Here is a 14,359-nt window from a genome sequence, read left to right as displayed (position 1 = left end):
TCTGTCCTGACTTTTACAGACGGCCGTCTGCCGCGCCCAGCGGCAGAATGCCCTTGACGTCAAACAATACGGAGCCGGGCTGACCGAAAGCCTTGATACCTTGCTCGCCCAGAGCAACAAACTGGTGGTGACCCACAGCCAGCACAATGGCCGCGTACTGCCCGCGGGCCGGCATTTCAGTCAGGCACTTCAGTCCGTATTCATGCTCGGCATCGGCCACATTGATCCATGGGTCATATACGTCCACGCTCGCGTTGTAGCCGTGGAGGGTACGCACGATATCGACGACCTTAGTGTTGCGCACATCCGGGCAGTTTTCCTTGAACGTGAGGCCGAGAACCAGCACTTTGCTGCCAAGCACGGGAAAGTTCTTGCGCAGCATCAGCTTGATCGTTTCGTCAGCGACATGGCTCGCCATGTTGTCGTTGATACGGCGCCCCGCCAGAATCACTTCCGGGTGGTAACCCACTTCCTGGGCCTTGTGAGTGAGGTAGTAAGGATCGACACCGATACAATGGCCACCTACCAGACCCGGGCGGAACGGCAAGAAGTTCCACTTGGTACCAGCCGCTTGCAGCACTTCCAGCGTGTCGATACCTAGCTTATGGAAAATGAGGCTGAGTTCGTTCATCAGGGCGATGTTGACATCGCGCTGCGTGTTCTCTATGACCTTGGCAGCTTCGGCAACCTTGATGCTGCTGGCTTTGTGGGTGCCAGCGGTAATAATCTGCCCGTAGAGTTGATCAACAGCCTCAGCCACTTGCACGGTGCTGCCGCTGGTCACTTTCCTGATTGTGGGCAGGCGATGTTCCTTATCGCCGGGATTGATACGCTCAGGGCTATAGCCGCAGTAAAAGTCCACGTTGAACTTCTTGCTGCTGACTCTCTCGAGCACCGGTACGCACATTTCCTCGGTGGCCCCTGGGTATACCGTGGATTCATAGATCACCACGGCGCCTTGAGGCATGACCGCACCAACGGTTTCGCTGGCCTTGATAAGGGGAGTCATGTCGGGACGGTTGGCCTGATCTACTGGGGTAGGTACCGTGACAATGAAGACAGCACGGGTGGACCGCCAAGATCAGGCCACTCGATGGCGATATCCGAATCGTTCCAGGCAATGCAACGCTCATGCTGCGGGGCGTAGTAGTCAGTGGTCTTGTAAAGGAATTCGGCCGATTCGCTCAGCGCAACAAAACCGTGCGCGAATCCCGGTGGAATCCAGAATTGCTTGTGGTTGTCCTCCGTCAACTCAACGGCCGCCCAATTTCCAAACGTGGGCGAATGCTTGCGGATATCCACCGCCACGTCAAACACAGCCCCTCGCACCACGCGCACTAATTTGCCTTGCGGCTGCTGAACTTGGTAATGCAAGCCACGAAGCACGCCTTTGCTGCTCCTGCTGTGGTTGTCCTGCACAAAACTCAGGTTAAGCCCAGTCGCGTCGGAAAAGGCCTTCTGATTGAAACTCTCGAAGAAGAAGCCGCGCGAATCCCCGAACACTTTGGGTTCGATGATCAGCACCTCGGGGAGGTTTGTACGAATGACGTTCAAGCTCATTTGATCGCTTTCGAAATGATCTGCTGCAGGTACTGGCCGTACCCGTTCTTGGAGAGCGGCGCAGCCAATTGCGCAACTTGATCGGCGCTGATCCACTTGCTGCGATAGGCTATTTCCTCCGGGCACGCCACCATTAGCCCCTGCCGGTTCTGCAGGGTCGCAATGAATGTAGCTGCTTCCAGCAGGGAGTCGTGTGTGCCAGTATCCAGCCAGGCGTAGCCCCGCCCCATGATCTCCACGTTCAACTGCGCCATCTCCAGATAGCGCTTGTTGACGTCAGTAATCTCCAACTCCCCGCGCGCCGACGGCTTGATGTCCGCTGCGATATCGCACACCTGGTTATCGTAGAAATACAAACCGGTAACTGCGTACTGAGAGCGCGGCTTGACAGGCTTCTCTTCAAGAGAAAGCGCTCGGAAGCTATCGTCAAACTCGACCACGCCATAACGCTCTGGATCGAGCACGTGGTAGGCAAACACTGTTGCGCCACTTTGCTGGGTGCCCGCGTGCTCCAGTTGCCTCACCAGATCGTGGCCGTGGAAAATGTTATCACCGAGAATCAGCGTGGACGGGTCGTTACCAACAAAGTCGCGGCCGATGATGAAGGCTTGCGCCAGGCCGTCTGGCGAGGGCTGCACGGCATATTGCAGATTGATGCCCCATTTGCTGCCGTCACCGAGCATGTCGGCAAAGCGCGGGGTATCCTCCGGCGTGGAGATAATTAAAATGTCACGAATCCCTGCCAACATTAGCGTGGACAGCGGATAGTAGATCATCGGCTTGTCGTACACCGGCAGCAGTTGCTTGGAAACCGAGCGGGTGATCGGATATAGCCGGGTGCCGGAGCCGCCCGCGAGAATAATGCCTTTGCGCATAGTGTATGAATTAGGGAAGAATTTGATCCAGCAGGTGCTGCATACCCTGCCACCAATCTGGAAGATGGATGCCGAAGGTTTGACGCAGCTTGCTGGTATCCAGGCGCGAGTTCCCCGGACGCGGCGCCGGCAACGGGTAGGCGGCAGCCGGAATCGCTTCGATACGCGTTAGATCCACCTTCAGGTCAACGCCACGTGCCGAGGCATAGCGCAGCACTTCGGTTGCGTAGCCGTGCCACGTGGTTTCGCCTGCGGCGGCCAAGTGATACAAACCCGAGGAGAACGTTTCACGCTGGCCGTGCAGCCAGTGACGCGCCACGATCTGCGCGGTCACATCTGCGACCAGTGCAGCGGTTGTAGGCGCGCCGAACTGATCGGCGATCACGCGTAGGCTATCCCGTTCGCGGCCTAGCTTAAGCATGGTTTTGGCGAAGTTGCCGCCATGGGCGCCTGCCACCCAACAGGTGCGCAGGATGAGTGCCGCGCAGTCGGCGGCGGCAATAGCCTGCTCGCCCGCTAGCTTGCTCTTGCCATAGACGGATTGAGGATTGGCTGCATCCGTCTCCGTGTAAGCGGCGCCCTTGCTGCCGTCGAACACATAGTCGGTGGAATAATGCACAAGCAAGCTACCCAGCGCCTTGGCCTCCTCAGCGAGCACTCCTGCTGCAGTGCCGTTGATGGCGTAGGCGGCATCAGCGTCCGTCTCGGCCCTGTCCACTGCAGTATACGCGGCCGAGTTGATAATCACGTCGGGGCGCAGCTCGCGCACAACGCGGCGCAGCTCGTCCGGACGCGACAGGTCGCATGCAGCACGATCCAGTGCCACCACCCGGCCCAGTGGCATCAAGCTGCGGCGCAACTCGAAACCAATCTGGCCGTTGCTTCCAGTTACAAGAAGGGCGGGAATGGGAAGCGCCTTATGCGTCATATTGCTTGGCAACCCAGTTTCTATACGCCCCTGACATCACATTTTGCACCCAAGGCTGGTTTTCCAGATACCACTGGACGGTCTTGCGAAGCCCGCTCTCGAACGATTCGGCGGGCTTCCAGCCTAGTTCGCGCTCAAGCTTACGAGCATCGATGGCATAGCGCTTATCGTGACCTGGGCGGTCCTTTACGAAGGTGATCTGGTCTCGGTACGACCCGGCGGCCTTGGGGCGCAATTCGTCGAGCAGGTCGCACAGCGTGTGCACCACGTCCAGGTTAGTCTTCTCGTTCCAACCACCAACGTTATATGTCTCGCCCACCTGGCCGCGTGCAAGTACTTCGCGAATGGCAGCGCAGTGATCACCAACATACAACCAATCACGCACATTCAGGCCGTCGCCATAGATCGGCAGCGTCTTGCCGCCGAGCGCGTTGGCAATGATCAGGGGGATCAGCTTCTCCGGGAAGTGATAGGGTCCATAGTTGTTCGAACAGTTTGTCGTCAGAACCGGCAAGCCATAGGTGTGGTGATAGGCGCGCACCAGATGATCGGAGGCAGCCTTGGAAGCCGAATAGGGACTATTCGGTGCGTAGGCCGTGGTTTCCGAGAACTGCGGGTCATTCGAGCCGAGGGAGCCAAACACCTCATCTGTGGAGACATGGAGAAAGCGGAAGCCTGCGCGAGCAACATCGCCGAGCCCGCCCCAATACGCACGGACTGCTTCAAGCAGCGTGAAGGTGCCGACGATATTAGTCTGGATGAACTCGGCTGGACCGTGAATCGATCGATCGACGTGGCTTTCGGCCGCGAAATGAACCACGGCACGTGGCTTGTAGGCCACGAAAAGCTGATCCAGTGCTGCCCGGTCTCCAATATCGGTTTGCGAGAAAACGTGACGGTTGTTGCCCTCCAGCGAGGCCAACGTCGCGAGGTTGCCGGCGTAAGTCAGCTTGTCCACATTGACAATGCTGTCCGCCTCCTCCCTGCCTAGCCAGTTCAGGACAAAGTTGGCGCCAATGAACCCCGCGCCGCCCGTAACGAGAATATGAGACAAAACCTTTGCTCCCTGCTTATCGATATGTTTCGAGAACCCGACCAATGCCGAGCGCCCGCCTTGGTCCATTGTGCGGACGGCGGGATCTTAAGTGCCTGCAGAAGTGGCGGTATTCTAGCTGACCGGGGGCGGGGACTACCCTTCACCCCCCATCTTTTTGTAGCCTGATGTAACTCGTTGACAAATTTGTAGGCACAATCGTGTAGTGAAACATCAATTTAGCTGATCTGTCACGCTTGAAAATAGGTATTTGTGCTCATTACATCTCATTACGCTATCGGCGACCTCCAGGGCTGTCCAGAATCCCTTGACGATCTCGTTGCCAGGCGGCTACCGCCTTCAAGCCATTTGCGCTTCGTCGGCGACCTCGTCAATCGAGGACCAGACTCTGCCCGCACACTACGGATTGTTCGGGATCTAGGCAGCCGCGCCGAAAGCGTTCTCGGCAACCATGACATTCATTTGCTCGCTGTCGCCGCCGGCGTGCGCAGACCGAGCCGCAGCGACACGCTGAACGATATCCTTGATGCGCCAGATTGTGACGCATTGATAACCTGGCTTCGTCACAGGCCGCTAGCCCTCTTCGAGAACGGTTTTCTGCTCGTGCATGCGGGCGTCCTACCTCAATGGACCGCAGAACAGACTCTCGAACTTGCTCAGGAGGTCGAAAGTGAATTGCGCGGCAGCAACTGGAAGGCGTTCCTTTCTGAAGTCTTTGGGAACACCGCGAATCGATGGGATCCGCGCCTGCACGGTATCGAGCGCCATCGCGTTGTAGTCAACGCGCTCACGCGCCTGCGCTTTTGCACCGTGGATAGGGTAATGGATCTCAAGACGAAGGATGGGCTTGGTCATGCATCCGACGGCTTCATGCCGTGGTTCGACGTGCCTTATCGACGCACGGAGAACGTGACTGTGGTCTGCGGGCACTGGTCCACCTTGGGCCTGCTGATGCGCCCCAACTTGATGGCATTGGATACGGGCTGTGTCTGGGGAGGGAGGTTGACGGCAGCGAGGCTCGTTCCGGATCCTCTCGCACGTACCGTTGTCCAGGTTGCTTGCCCGCAATCGTGCGATCCGCTTGCGTAAGCAAGTGGGCATGGAGCGACTGGTGACGGGGTTGCCCAAATTCAAGGCTGGGCCACGACGGAATTCGCGAGCGCTGAAAATGGCGCATTGAGTCCCGCGGCATGGCATCTATTCTGACGCCTCAAAAACTCCCGCGCGACTCTCCTGCGCCAGTTCTCTTTATGCCGTCCAATGACAGCAGACCCAGGCATACGATCAACGTCGCCCCAAAAAAAAAAAAGAAACAAACAAAAGCACGAAGAGATTCGGCCCCGAGCGATGATCCGCTACTGTCGGGCCGGAAACAAATCTAGTATTCAGAAGATGCTTGGTTTGAAGTTGTTCGGCTATCACGCCTACGTCATTGGATACTTGTCGGATACTGTCGTCCTCCAGACTTACATTATCAAAGACCTCTTTTTGCAGCAACGAGTATTCCGCGAGCAATGTCTTACCCGCTTTTGGCAATCTGCCTAGCACCTCCGCACGCGAGAAAAATTCTCCACGCAGCTTATTTTGCGCGGCCTCACGCTCAAGTGAAACAAGTTCCGCTCGAAGCCCAACAATCTCCGATTCGGCACCAACAAGCTGTATTACCGGAGACAGAAATTTCGAGCCATCGGAGTCAGAAGAGAGAAACTGCCTGTACCCAAGCCTGGAGGCTGCGGGATATTTATCCGCAATACCCTGCAAGGCATTCAACCTCCCAATCACCTCGTCAAGCTGCAACTTCTTCAAAATCAGCTGATTATCGATCTCCTGCTTCTTGACTTTGAATTCGGCGGCCTTGGCGTGCACAATTTCCAGGAGTTCTTGGCGCAGCATCGTATCTTTGAGAAAGTCACCCATCATCCTTACCCTCGCCGCAGCCTCAGCAGGCGACGACCCAGTGAAAGAAATGGAAAATCCCAGGATATCCGGATTGACGGCGCTCTTGATATCGCCAATGTATTTGAGATCCGCCTTTGAATATGGCAACACAACTCGCACATGTTTCTGCAGGAAGCTGTCCTGCAGGGCTCGGACCAGATAGATCCCGGTCGGATTATCGCTCAAATTATTGGATGCCAGGAAGCGCGACAATGAATTTCCGTCGGCAAACGACGATTTCTGTGCATTATATTCAGTTAGCTTTCTGAACGCCTTTAAGAAACCCTCACTTTGATAATTAGAATTGAGCGAAAATACAAATAAAAACAAAAAAGAAGCGACAAACGGGACGCAAAACAATAAATGAATTCGACGCTCTCGAAGCCAAAGACATGCGGCACGAAAAGTGCCGACGAAATCTTGCCGATTCTTCGTTATCTCACTTCCCTGCATAAATAGCCTGCGCAGTAATTAGTCAATCGGATATTAATAACCTAAGATGACAGCATTCAAGCCCCACCCGATCGGATGTACATTCTTGGTTGGCGCACAACACCTCAAACATACTCTGGGGCAGGGAGGACGGTAAGAAATATGTCCGCCAGCTCAATATCATGCAACCCGGTTTCGACGAAGTGTAACTCCGGCCATGCAAAATAAGCATTCGCGAAACAATTGTCACAATGTTCCGGGTGTTGTCACCTGTTAGATAAACCACCAGGACCTATCCATCTTTGCTGCCGGAAGAGCCAATCGAGGCAATCCGAGCCAGCCGCATCCACAGTCGTGTAGGCATCCCGTCATGTAGACAACCAAGCACACTGAACTTCGTGCTGACCACGTGGCTCGAGATTTGGCGCCTGCCTCCCCTATGCCGGAAAGGCTGCCCCAGTGAACAGGGCAGCACCATATAGCGCAAAACATAGGGACGTTAGCGCCCACACAGTCGACACTTAGGGCGAGCCCCAACAAGCACTCACGACCTTTCATCAGCAACGCCTGCCAATGCCTCTTTGGTACACGGCGCCCCCCCCTGTGCACACTTTCGTTCATCAACCGTTGTTGCGTTCGCAGTGAAGCCGCACCGCGATTTCGGCGCACCGCCGAAGAGCCAGTACAATCGCGGGGCAAATGGGACACCCACTCGTCAGAACGGCTTGTCGAGGAGCAGAGGAGACGCGGCAGTCATCTGGATTCTCATTGCAACGCTTCATGAAGAATTCGGTGGGCTTGGCAGTCTGGGGTTGCGCTGATGCACCGAGTCGCACTTGGGTGGAAGCGGGAGCCTCCCCCCCCCCGGGAATCCCGCATGGACATTCTTAGAATCAATTGGCTAACGATGCATTACCTGTCACAAAAGAAATTCAAACAGGATCTCCAGATACTGTTGCTGGCAGCGGGAACCGTGCTAGCGCTCTTCCTCTGGCAAGGCCACAAAGGCTTTGAACTGTGGGATGAGGGCTACCTGTGGTACGGCGCGCAACGCGTAATGGTCGGCGAGGTACCTCTTCGCGATTTCATGTCCTACGATCCCGGTCGCTACTACTGGTCTGCGGCAATCATGGGCTTGCTCGGTGACAATGGCATCCTGGCACTACGGGAGGCGGTCGCAGTTTTTCAGGCTATTGGTCTGTTTATCGCCTTGAAACTTCTGTCCTTCAACACGGATAGGCCAAAACAGATCTTACTGGTGCTTGGAACAATCACCCTTGCAGTCTGGATGTTCCCCTGGTTCAAACTGTTCGATATTGTGCCGTCCATTGCACTGATCGGCGCTCTCACGCTACTTGTACAGCAACCGTCCCGTCGCCGGTACTTCCTGCTAGGCCTGATTGTTGGCTTGGCCGCCGTCTTTGGCAGGAATCATGGGGTGTACGGCGTAGTGGGCAGCTTGGGCGCCATGGCCTATTTGGCTACCCGACGCGGGGATGCGCCTCCCCTTCCTATCCCCTGTGTGCCTTGGCCTTGGCGTGTCCCATTTGGGCAAGTGCCTCCCATTGAGGCCGCGCGTGGTGTCCTGTTGGGGCTATTCTTCATAGCTATCGTTGCATTTGGAATGCTCGGCGTGGTTTGGGCAATTTGTCAGCGCCTGCGGAACAAGCCGATCTCACCGGTGCTGGTAGCCTCCAGCCTACTGGCTCTGCCTTACGCACACTCTGCCTATTCGAGGGCTGACGCCGTCCATTTGGCACAGGGTATTTTCCCCTTTCTAATTGGCAGCCTAGCGCTACTGGCAAACCAGCCAGCAAAAGTCAAATGGCCGTTTGCTACTCTGCTATGCGGCGCAAGCTTACTGGTCATGCTTCCTGTGCATCCTGGGTGGCAGTGCTACGCAACTCAGCAATGCATTAACGCCGATGTGGGTGGGAGCAAGCTTGCGATAGAGCCAGGCGCTGTCAACGATCTGGCGATGTTGAACAAACTTGCAGATCAGTTTGCCCCTGGCAAGCAAAGCGTCCTCGTTACGCCATTCTGGCCAGGCGCATATGCAGCACTGAATCGAAAATCTCCGATGTGGGATATCTATGCACTGTTCCCGCGGGAGGAAGCCTTTGAACTAGCTGAAATTGAACGCATCAAATCTGCCGCCCCGGGTTTCGCCTTGATTATCGACATCCCCATTGACGGGCGGGATGAAACACGTTTCCGCAGCACTCACCCCCTGACTTACCAGTACATTCTGGAGAATTTCGAGCCCGTAACAGGGTACAGGCAAGAGTCGGCCTATCAGATCTACAAGCGCAAGGAGACCGGGCCCGCCCCTCGTACCGCGCCGTAAAAGCAATGCACTGGACTGTACGGCGATTCTGCTCCAACTGTGACGAAGTCGGCCGGATTGTGAATATAATTTATCTGAGAGTTCGGATATGCGAGGCTATCGCTACGCTCTGCTTGCCTATGTGGTCCTTTTTGCAGTTCTCACGTTTCGCTACTGGGGCCTTGGCGAAGTCATTGCGCCACACAGGCAGACGGAGGAACTTGGTCTTACAGCCACCGTTAGTCCAGCACATCCTGAAAACCGGAAGTTCTCAGACTATACAAACGTCTTTGTCCCAGAAACGGAAGTACTGCTGCACGGACGTCGCTCCGGGTGGCTGAGCCTGTGGACCGACAAGAATGAACTTGGCCGCCCGCTGTATCAGCTTTCAGGATTCAGCCCTGCGTACCCGCCATCCGCGATACTCGCGCTGCTAACAGATGAACCCAAACGATTTATCACAATCCTGTCCCTGAGCACCTGTTTCCTGGGAGGATTGTTTGCATTGCTCCTCTGCCGGGAACTACAGTTGTCACCTGCCTCCGGCACAGTCGCCGCAGTCAGCCTGGGAGCGTCTCCTGTCTTCATGTACTGGTTGACGTTCACGATATTCCCCGCCGTATGGACCTGGTCGGCTGCGGCACTGTTTGCGATGACCCGGCTAGCCCGTCGGCGGGACAAACTTGGGTGGATCGTTTTTGGTTTTAGCGTGTACAGCCTCCTGATAACGGCATACCCGCAACCAGTCGTCTTTCACGTCTACGTTTTTCTCGGATATGGCTCGGCGTTGGCACTTCGACTATGGCGCCGATGTGGGGGACGACAGGCTGGACGCTTCGTGATCGATCTGGTCACGGCCGGTGTCGTTGGCGTGGCGCTTTGCATACCGATCCACGTTGACCTCTTCCGGATCGCAGCTGATTCGACACGAATCTCAGCCGATGCGGCGTTTTTCAGCCAGTATCTCCCTCGAATCGAGACGACCACGGAGCTCGCGCGTTTCCTGACTCTGACGCTGTTTCCGGAAATACTCGGGAATCCAATTTTGCCCACCTTTGTACTACCGTATGACGGGTTGAGCATTTCGCCGGTTGTCATTTTCTTTGCGATTTGCGGGCTGCTTCTGGCTTATCGACAGACCTGGGGATGGTGGCTAGCGATTGCTATAGTATGCGTATTCACTTTCAGTCCGACTGCCTATATTTTTGGCGTCAAGTACCTCGGTTTCAACTTATCTCCCAGCACGCCGCTCGGAACCACACTACTGCCCATTACCGTTGTTGTTGCCTATGGTGTAGACCAGATTGTTGGTCATCGACACATTGCTGGAGCGAGGTGGGTAGTTGTTGCCGCAACGATGTGTACTGCGGCCGGCCTTGCCGGCTCAATCGCCTTTGCTTTCGGCAACGGCCTTCAGGTTGACTGGCAGACCGCTTTCCTGGCGGGGGCCGTGATCGTCTTGCTCCTGGGAGTCGCCCTCCGCCCGCACCCGCTCCTGCTCGGCGCTGCGCTTGCCATCACCTTAGTGTATTCGGCCGCACCCTTGATGCTTCATCAGGATATCTCGCAAATTGCCGTATCCTCTCCACTCGAGGACGCGGTGCGAACCAATCTGCCGCTAGACGCTCGCTATGCGGTGCTGAGTCCGGGACTGGCATCGCTGCCGCCAAACCTGAACGCTGCCATCGGGCTATCGTCAATCCATAGCTACAACAGCCTGTCGTCACGGCGCTACCGCACACTGCTTAAGGAACTCGGCGGCGATGCAAGCGCCTTCGGACGCTGGAATGACGCAATACACCCCGATTTCAACAGCATCGCGTTCTGGATGAGCAATATAGGAGTCGTGCTCTCGCCTGTTCAGTTGCCACCTACGTCGACACTCCAATACGTTGGCCACTATGGCAATGCACATCTCTACCGTGTTTTGTCGCGCATGGGCTGCTGCCTCCAAGTTCCAAAATCGCAGACCACCGTACGCACGGGGGGCGACATTAGCATCGATCCCGCGGCTATACGCAGCGGGCTACAAGCGACGAAGACGGACGACCAAGGCGATCTGCTTCATTTTGATATTTCGGAAGGAGTCGCGTCAATCCTTGTCCTAAGCCAGAAATATCATCCAGACTGGCATGCGCAGGCACTCACCGCGCGCGGATGGGTTGCTATTCCCACCGGCCCGGTGAATGATGTCTTCCAGGGTGCTGTGCTTCCAGATGGTGCCCGTCAGGTACGACTACGCTTCGAACCGTATGCCAGATTCGCCTGGATCGCTCATGTATTCTGGCTGCTTGCGCTCGCCGCACTGGTCGTTCCGTTTGCCGCTCGGCGTATATTGCCGATCGTCACTCGGAAGGGCGTGCTATCGAAATGAGCGGCGTCTATTTCCCCCGAATGACCCATGGATGGAGGGTCAGGGCGTGTGTCACGGATCGCCGTATAGGAGCCATTTTATGATCGGCGCATAGGCGCCACCACCTACACGGTGTAGCAGAACGCGATTCGAACTTTCCCAACTAGGTACGCTTCGCTCCTTTGTGAGCGGAGCGCCCATGACCAACCGGAGGTTCGAATTGTTTGAGTACCGCCAAGTCCTTGTCCGCATGCGGCAAGGCGATTCCGATCGCGACATTGCGCGCCTCGGACTGATGGGTTGATGGGTCGCAAGAAGCTCACCGCCGTCAGGTGCGTTGCTCAGGACCTCGGCTGGCTCAACCCAGCGCAGCCACTGTCGGGAGACTCAGTGATCGCTGGACAGTTCGGTCGCACGCCGCACCTGCCCAGCACTTGCGTGTCGATGCTCGAGCCCTTTCGTGAACTGGAGGACATTTATCTGTGGTTCAACGCCGTCTACGGGCACCAGGGCCGCCGCTGCTACGCAGCCCGGGCCCGGGCGAGCCAGACGAATCGTCAGACGACTTCGACGACCCGTTCTGAATCTACCTCTGCACCGGAGGCCTCAGCGCCCCCGTTTGCCTGTCTCGCCCCTGAAAGCACCGCGCGACGCTTCGCTCGGCCCGGCTGCCTGCCATCCCGGCGCGCGTCAAGACAGTTGTCGCCTCATTCATGCAGCCAATCGCTGCTTTTCGGCGTCTGGCTTGGTGCTGCTGGGCACCGCGATCTCGCGCTCGGGGTTGAGCGTGACCGTGCTGATCGGCGATCAGTCTCGCGTGTGGCGTGGCCAGCGACGTGGGTTGCGCTCGCGGGCCTGAACATACAGCGTATGGCGCGCGGCGAGAATCTTGTCGTCTTCGCCGGCGTGACGCTGCGCCGGGCTCACATCGCGGATGCCGCTGTGCCGATGCTCGTCGTTGTACCAGTGGACGAAATACGCCGCCCAGGTGCGCGTCGTGGCCAGATCGGCGAAGTGCGTATTTCGGGGCGCGTGATCGGCGATTTCAGCGCAACGTGATCACCTGTTTCGGCCGGAAGATGATCGCCGGTTTCGGCTGAACGTGATCACTTGACGGTGACGCCGAAATCGGTGATCACGATCCCGAAAGGAGTGATCACGTTGCCGAAATAAGTGATCAAGCAGCCGAAACGGGCGATCATGCACCGAAATGATGCCGATCAAGGGCTGAAGGTGGTACTGCGCATGGGCTAGATCGCCGGCGATACGCTGTTTCCTTTTTTTGCAAGGAAGCAAGCTGATGCCGGCCAACCGGATGACCATGCGCAAGATTAAGGAAGTGCTTCGCCTGAAGTGGGCGTGTGGCCTGTCGCACCGGCAGATCGCCAGGGCGACGGGTGTGAGTGTTGGCGCTGTCTCGCAGTACGCGGCGATGGCGAAGGCTTCGGGACTGGATTGGCCGCTGGCAGACAGTCTTGACGAGGATGCCCTGGAGCAGCGGCTGTTCGGCGCGCAGAAGCCGGCCAACAGCCCAGGCGGCCGAGTGACGCCGGACTTCGCCTATCTGCATCGCGAGTTGCGCCGCAAGGGCGTGACGTTGCAGTTGCTGTGGGAGGAATATCTGGAGGCGAATCCACGTGTCCCAATCTACCAGCACACACAGTTCTGCTGTCGCTACCGGGACTGGGCAGCGACGCTCAAGCGGTCCATGCGCAAGCATCACAATGCTGGCGAGAAGCTGTTCGCGGACTTCGCCGGCCCGATGGTTCCGATTCTCAACCGCGAAGGCGGCACTTCCTTCGAGGCCAGTATCTTCGTCGCTGTGCTGGGCGCGTCGAACTACACCTACGCGTGCGCCACCCGCGGCCAAACCACTGCCGACTGGATCGGAGGCATGGTTTGCGCAATGGAGTTCATCGGCGGTGTGCCCGAATTGCTGGTCATCGATTTTGTTGCCGGCAACAAAATCCAGCACCACGTACTGGGGCACGCCGCCAAAGTAACGCCAAGCCTGCTCATGCAGTTCCGCCCAGACCTGATGGCTCGATTCCCACACCACACGCCGGAAGCTGTGCCGGGAATGGCGCAACGTCATCACGAACAGCCGCGGCTTGCGATAACGGTCCGTGCCTGGCATCCGGGTCGGAGCGCCTTCGCCGTAGTCGACCTGCGCCTCCTCGCCGGGCAGGAATTCCAGCCGGTCGAATTGCGCCGGCGCGTGGTGGCGCATGGTCCTGACGAAGCGCTTGACGCTTTCGTAGCTGGAGGCAAAGCCGAACTGGTCCACCAGGTCCTGGTAGATGGCCGTGGCGTTGCGATTCAGACGCACCTGGGCTTGGACAAATTCCTGATACGGCGCGCAGGCCGACAACGTGTGTCCGCTATTTGTCGGCGGTCGGGGTGGGGGAATTTGCGCCCCAGAGCCGGAGGTCACCGTGGGGGAGTTTGCCTGGGCGGCGGCAAATCGTTCTTGATATCCTCGAATCGTCTTGCGATCGATCCCGGTAATGCGGGCGATCTCCCGCTGGCCTTTGCCTGCCGCGACCAGCGTAGCAATGGTGGTCTGTAGATGTGGCTTCAAGACCTTCACTCCGGCAACCCCTCTGCTTCATGCGAGGGGAACAAGGTAACGTCCTGCCGGGCGCCTACATCACTTCCAGCGCCCCTTCAGGTGGGGGAGTTTGAGGTGACCACAGGTGGGGGAGTCTGACCGACCATCGGGGCTCAAAAGCGCCGATAACATCAAATTCTTCTGAATAGGGCAGTTGCCGTGGATCCATCTGAATCAACTCGACGTTTGGCAGACGAGGCGCCGCGAAGTGCAAGCCAGGGATAAAAATTTCACTACCGAACAAGCGTAGGGACGGAAATGATCTTGCTACGCCAGACAGAC

Annotated in this window: 8 protein-coding genes and 5 pseudogenes; 4 read left to right on the top strand and 9 right to left on the bottom strand. The window is 57.1% G+C overall.

Features of this window, described 5'->3' with window-relative positions:
• Positions 1-13: 13 nt before the first annotated feature.
• From OR16_RS25250 to rfbB, 5 genes and pseudogenes are all read right to left on the bottom strand, one after another.
• Positions 14-1,060 (bottom strand): annotated as a pseudogene (locus tag OR16_RS25250) (nucleotide sugar dehydrogenase); the annotation flags it as partial.
• Positions 1,030-1,560 carry a dTDP-4-dehydrorhamnose 3,5-epimerase gene (gene rfbC / locus OR16_RS25245; RefSeq protein ID WP_006161063.1) on the bottom strand — a complete coding sequence of 177 codons (531 nt, stop codon included), beginning with the start codon at positions 1,558-1,560 and terminating at the stop codon, positions 1,030-1,032. The gene rfbC and the pseudogene OR16_RS25250, both read right to left, overlap by 31 nt.
• Positions 1,557-2,435: a glucose-1-phosphate thymidylyltransferase RfbA gene (gene rfbA / locus OR16_RS25240; protein ID WP_006161062.1), complete on the bottom strand. Its 879-nt coding sequence runs from the start codon at positions 2,433-2,435 to the stop codon at positions 1,557-1,559. The genes rfbC and rfbA overlap by 4 nt, the downstream gene beginning before the upstream one ends.
• 10 nt (positions 2,436-2,445) lie before the next feature.
• Positions 2,446-3,363, bottom strand: a complete 918-nt coding sequence (rfbD, locus tag OR16_RS25235; RefSeq protein WP_006161061.1) for a dTDP-4-dehydrorhamnose reductase — start codon at positions 3,361-3,363, stop codon at positions 2,446-2,448.
• Positions 3,353-4,417 carry a dTDP-glucose 4,6-dehydratase gene (gene rfbB / locus OR16_RS25230; protein ID WP_006161060.1) on the bottom strand — a complete coding sequence of 355 codons (1,065 nt, stop codon included), beginning with the start codon at positions 4,415-4,417 and terminating at the stop codon, positions 3,353-3,355. The genes rfbD and rfbB overlap by 11 nt, the downstream gene beginning before the upstream one ends.
• A gap of 252 nt (positions 4,418-4,669) precedes the next feature.
• Between rfbB and OR16_RS25225 the strand changes: the two genes are divergently transcribed.
• Positions 4,670-5,506: a symmetrical bis(5'-nucleosyl)-tetraphosphatase gene (locus tag OR16_RS25225; protein ID WP_043421027.1), complete on the top strand. Its 837-nt coding sequence runs from the start codon at positions 4,670-4,672 to the stop codon at positions 5,504-5,506.
• Positions 5,507-5,701: 195 nt separating this feature from the next.
• On the opposite strand, the gene OR16_RS25220 is transcribed toward OR16_RS25225, so the two are convergent.
• Positions 5,702-6,568: a hypothetical protein gene (locus OR16_RS25220; RefSeq protein ID WP_006161058.1), complete on the bottom strand. Its 867-nt coding sequence runs from the start codon at positions 6,566-6,568 to the stop codon at positions 5,702-5,704.
• Between the two features lie 1,096 nt (positions 6,569-7,664).
• Between OR16_RS25220 and OR16_RS25215 the strand changes: the two genes are divergently transcribed.
• Both OR16_RS25215 and OR16_RS25210 read left to right on the top strand, forming a co-directional pair.
• Positions 7,665-9,134 carry a hypothetical protein gene (locus OR16_RS25215; RefSeq protein WP_006161057.1) on the top strand — a complete coding sequence of 490 codons (1,470 nt, stop codon included), beginning with the start codon at positions 7,665-7,667 and terminating at the stop codon, positions 9,132-9,134.
• A gap of 88 nt (positions 9,135-9,222) precedes the next feature.
• The gene (locus OR16_RS25210) at positions 9,223-11,487 is read left to right on the top strand and encodes a hypothetical protein (RefSeq protein WP_141639912.1); all 2,265 of its coding nucleotides are present in this window, start codon (positions 9,223-9,225) and stop codon (positions 11,485-11,487) included.
• A gap of 789 nt (positions 11,488-12,276) precedes the next feature.
• On the opposite strand, the pseudogene OR16_RS43045 reads toward OR16_RS25210, so the two are convergent.
• Positions 12,277-12,480: pseudogene (locus tag OR16_RS43045) on the bottom strand (IS3 family transposase); the annotation flags it as partial.
• 286 nt (positions 12,481-12,766) lie between these two features.
• Here OR16_RS43045 and OR16_RS25200 point away from each other — a divergent pair.
• Positions 12,767-13,414, top strand: a pseudogene (locus OR16_RS25200) (sigma factor-like helix-turn-helix DNA-binding protein); the annotation flags it as partial.
• 14 nt (positions 13,415-13,428) lie between these two features.
• Here OR16_RS25200 and OR16_RS46350 read toward each other — a convergent pair.
• Together OR16_RS46350 and OR16_RS46345 are read right to left on the bottom strand one after the other, a co-directional pair.
• Positions 13,429-14,056, bottom strand: a pseudogene (locus OR16_RS46350) (IS21 family transposase); the annotation flags it as partial.
• A gap of 55 nt (positions 14,057-14,111) precedes the next feature.
• Positions 14,112-14,359, bottom strand: a pseudogene (locus OR16_RS46345) (class I SAM-dependent methyltransferase); the annotation flags it as partial.

Origin of the sequence: Cupriavidus basilensis OR16, from assembly GCF_000243095.1 — a bacterium.
Lineage (GTDB): Bacteria > Pseudomonadota > Gammaproteobacteria > Burkholderiales > Burkholderiaceae > Cupriavidus > Cupriavidus basilensis_D.
Note: the sequence above shows the minus strand (reverse complement) of the source record. Positions and strands in the feature narration are given on the sequence as shown.

What these genes read in the sequence shown, in the direction of transcription:
- rfbC (WP_006161063.1), bottom strand. Translation starts at nt 1,560, where the DNA reads ATGAGCTTGAACGTCATTCGTACAAACCTCCCCGAGGTGCTGATCATC.
- rfbA (WP_006161062.1), bottom strand. Translation starts at nt 2,435, where the DNA reads ATGCGCAAAGGCATTATTCTCGCGGGCGGCTCCGGCACCCGGCTATAT.
- rfbD (WP_006161061.1), bottom strand. Translation starts at nt 3,363, where the DNA reads ATGACGCATAAGGCGCTTCCCATTCCCGCCCTTCTTGTAACTGGAAGC.
- OR16_RS25215 (WP_006161057.1), top strand. Translation starts at nt 7,665, where the DNA reads ATGGACATTCTTAGAATCAATTGGCTAACGATGCATTACCTGTCACAA.
- OR16_RS25210 (WP_141639912.1), top strand. Translation starts at nt 9,223, where the DNA reads ATGCGAGGCTATCGCTACGCTCTGCTTGCCTATGTGGTCCTTTTTGCA.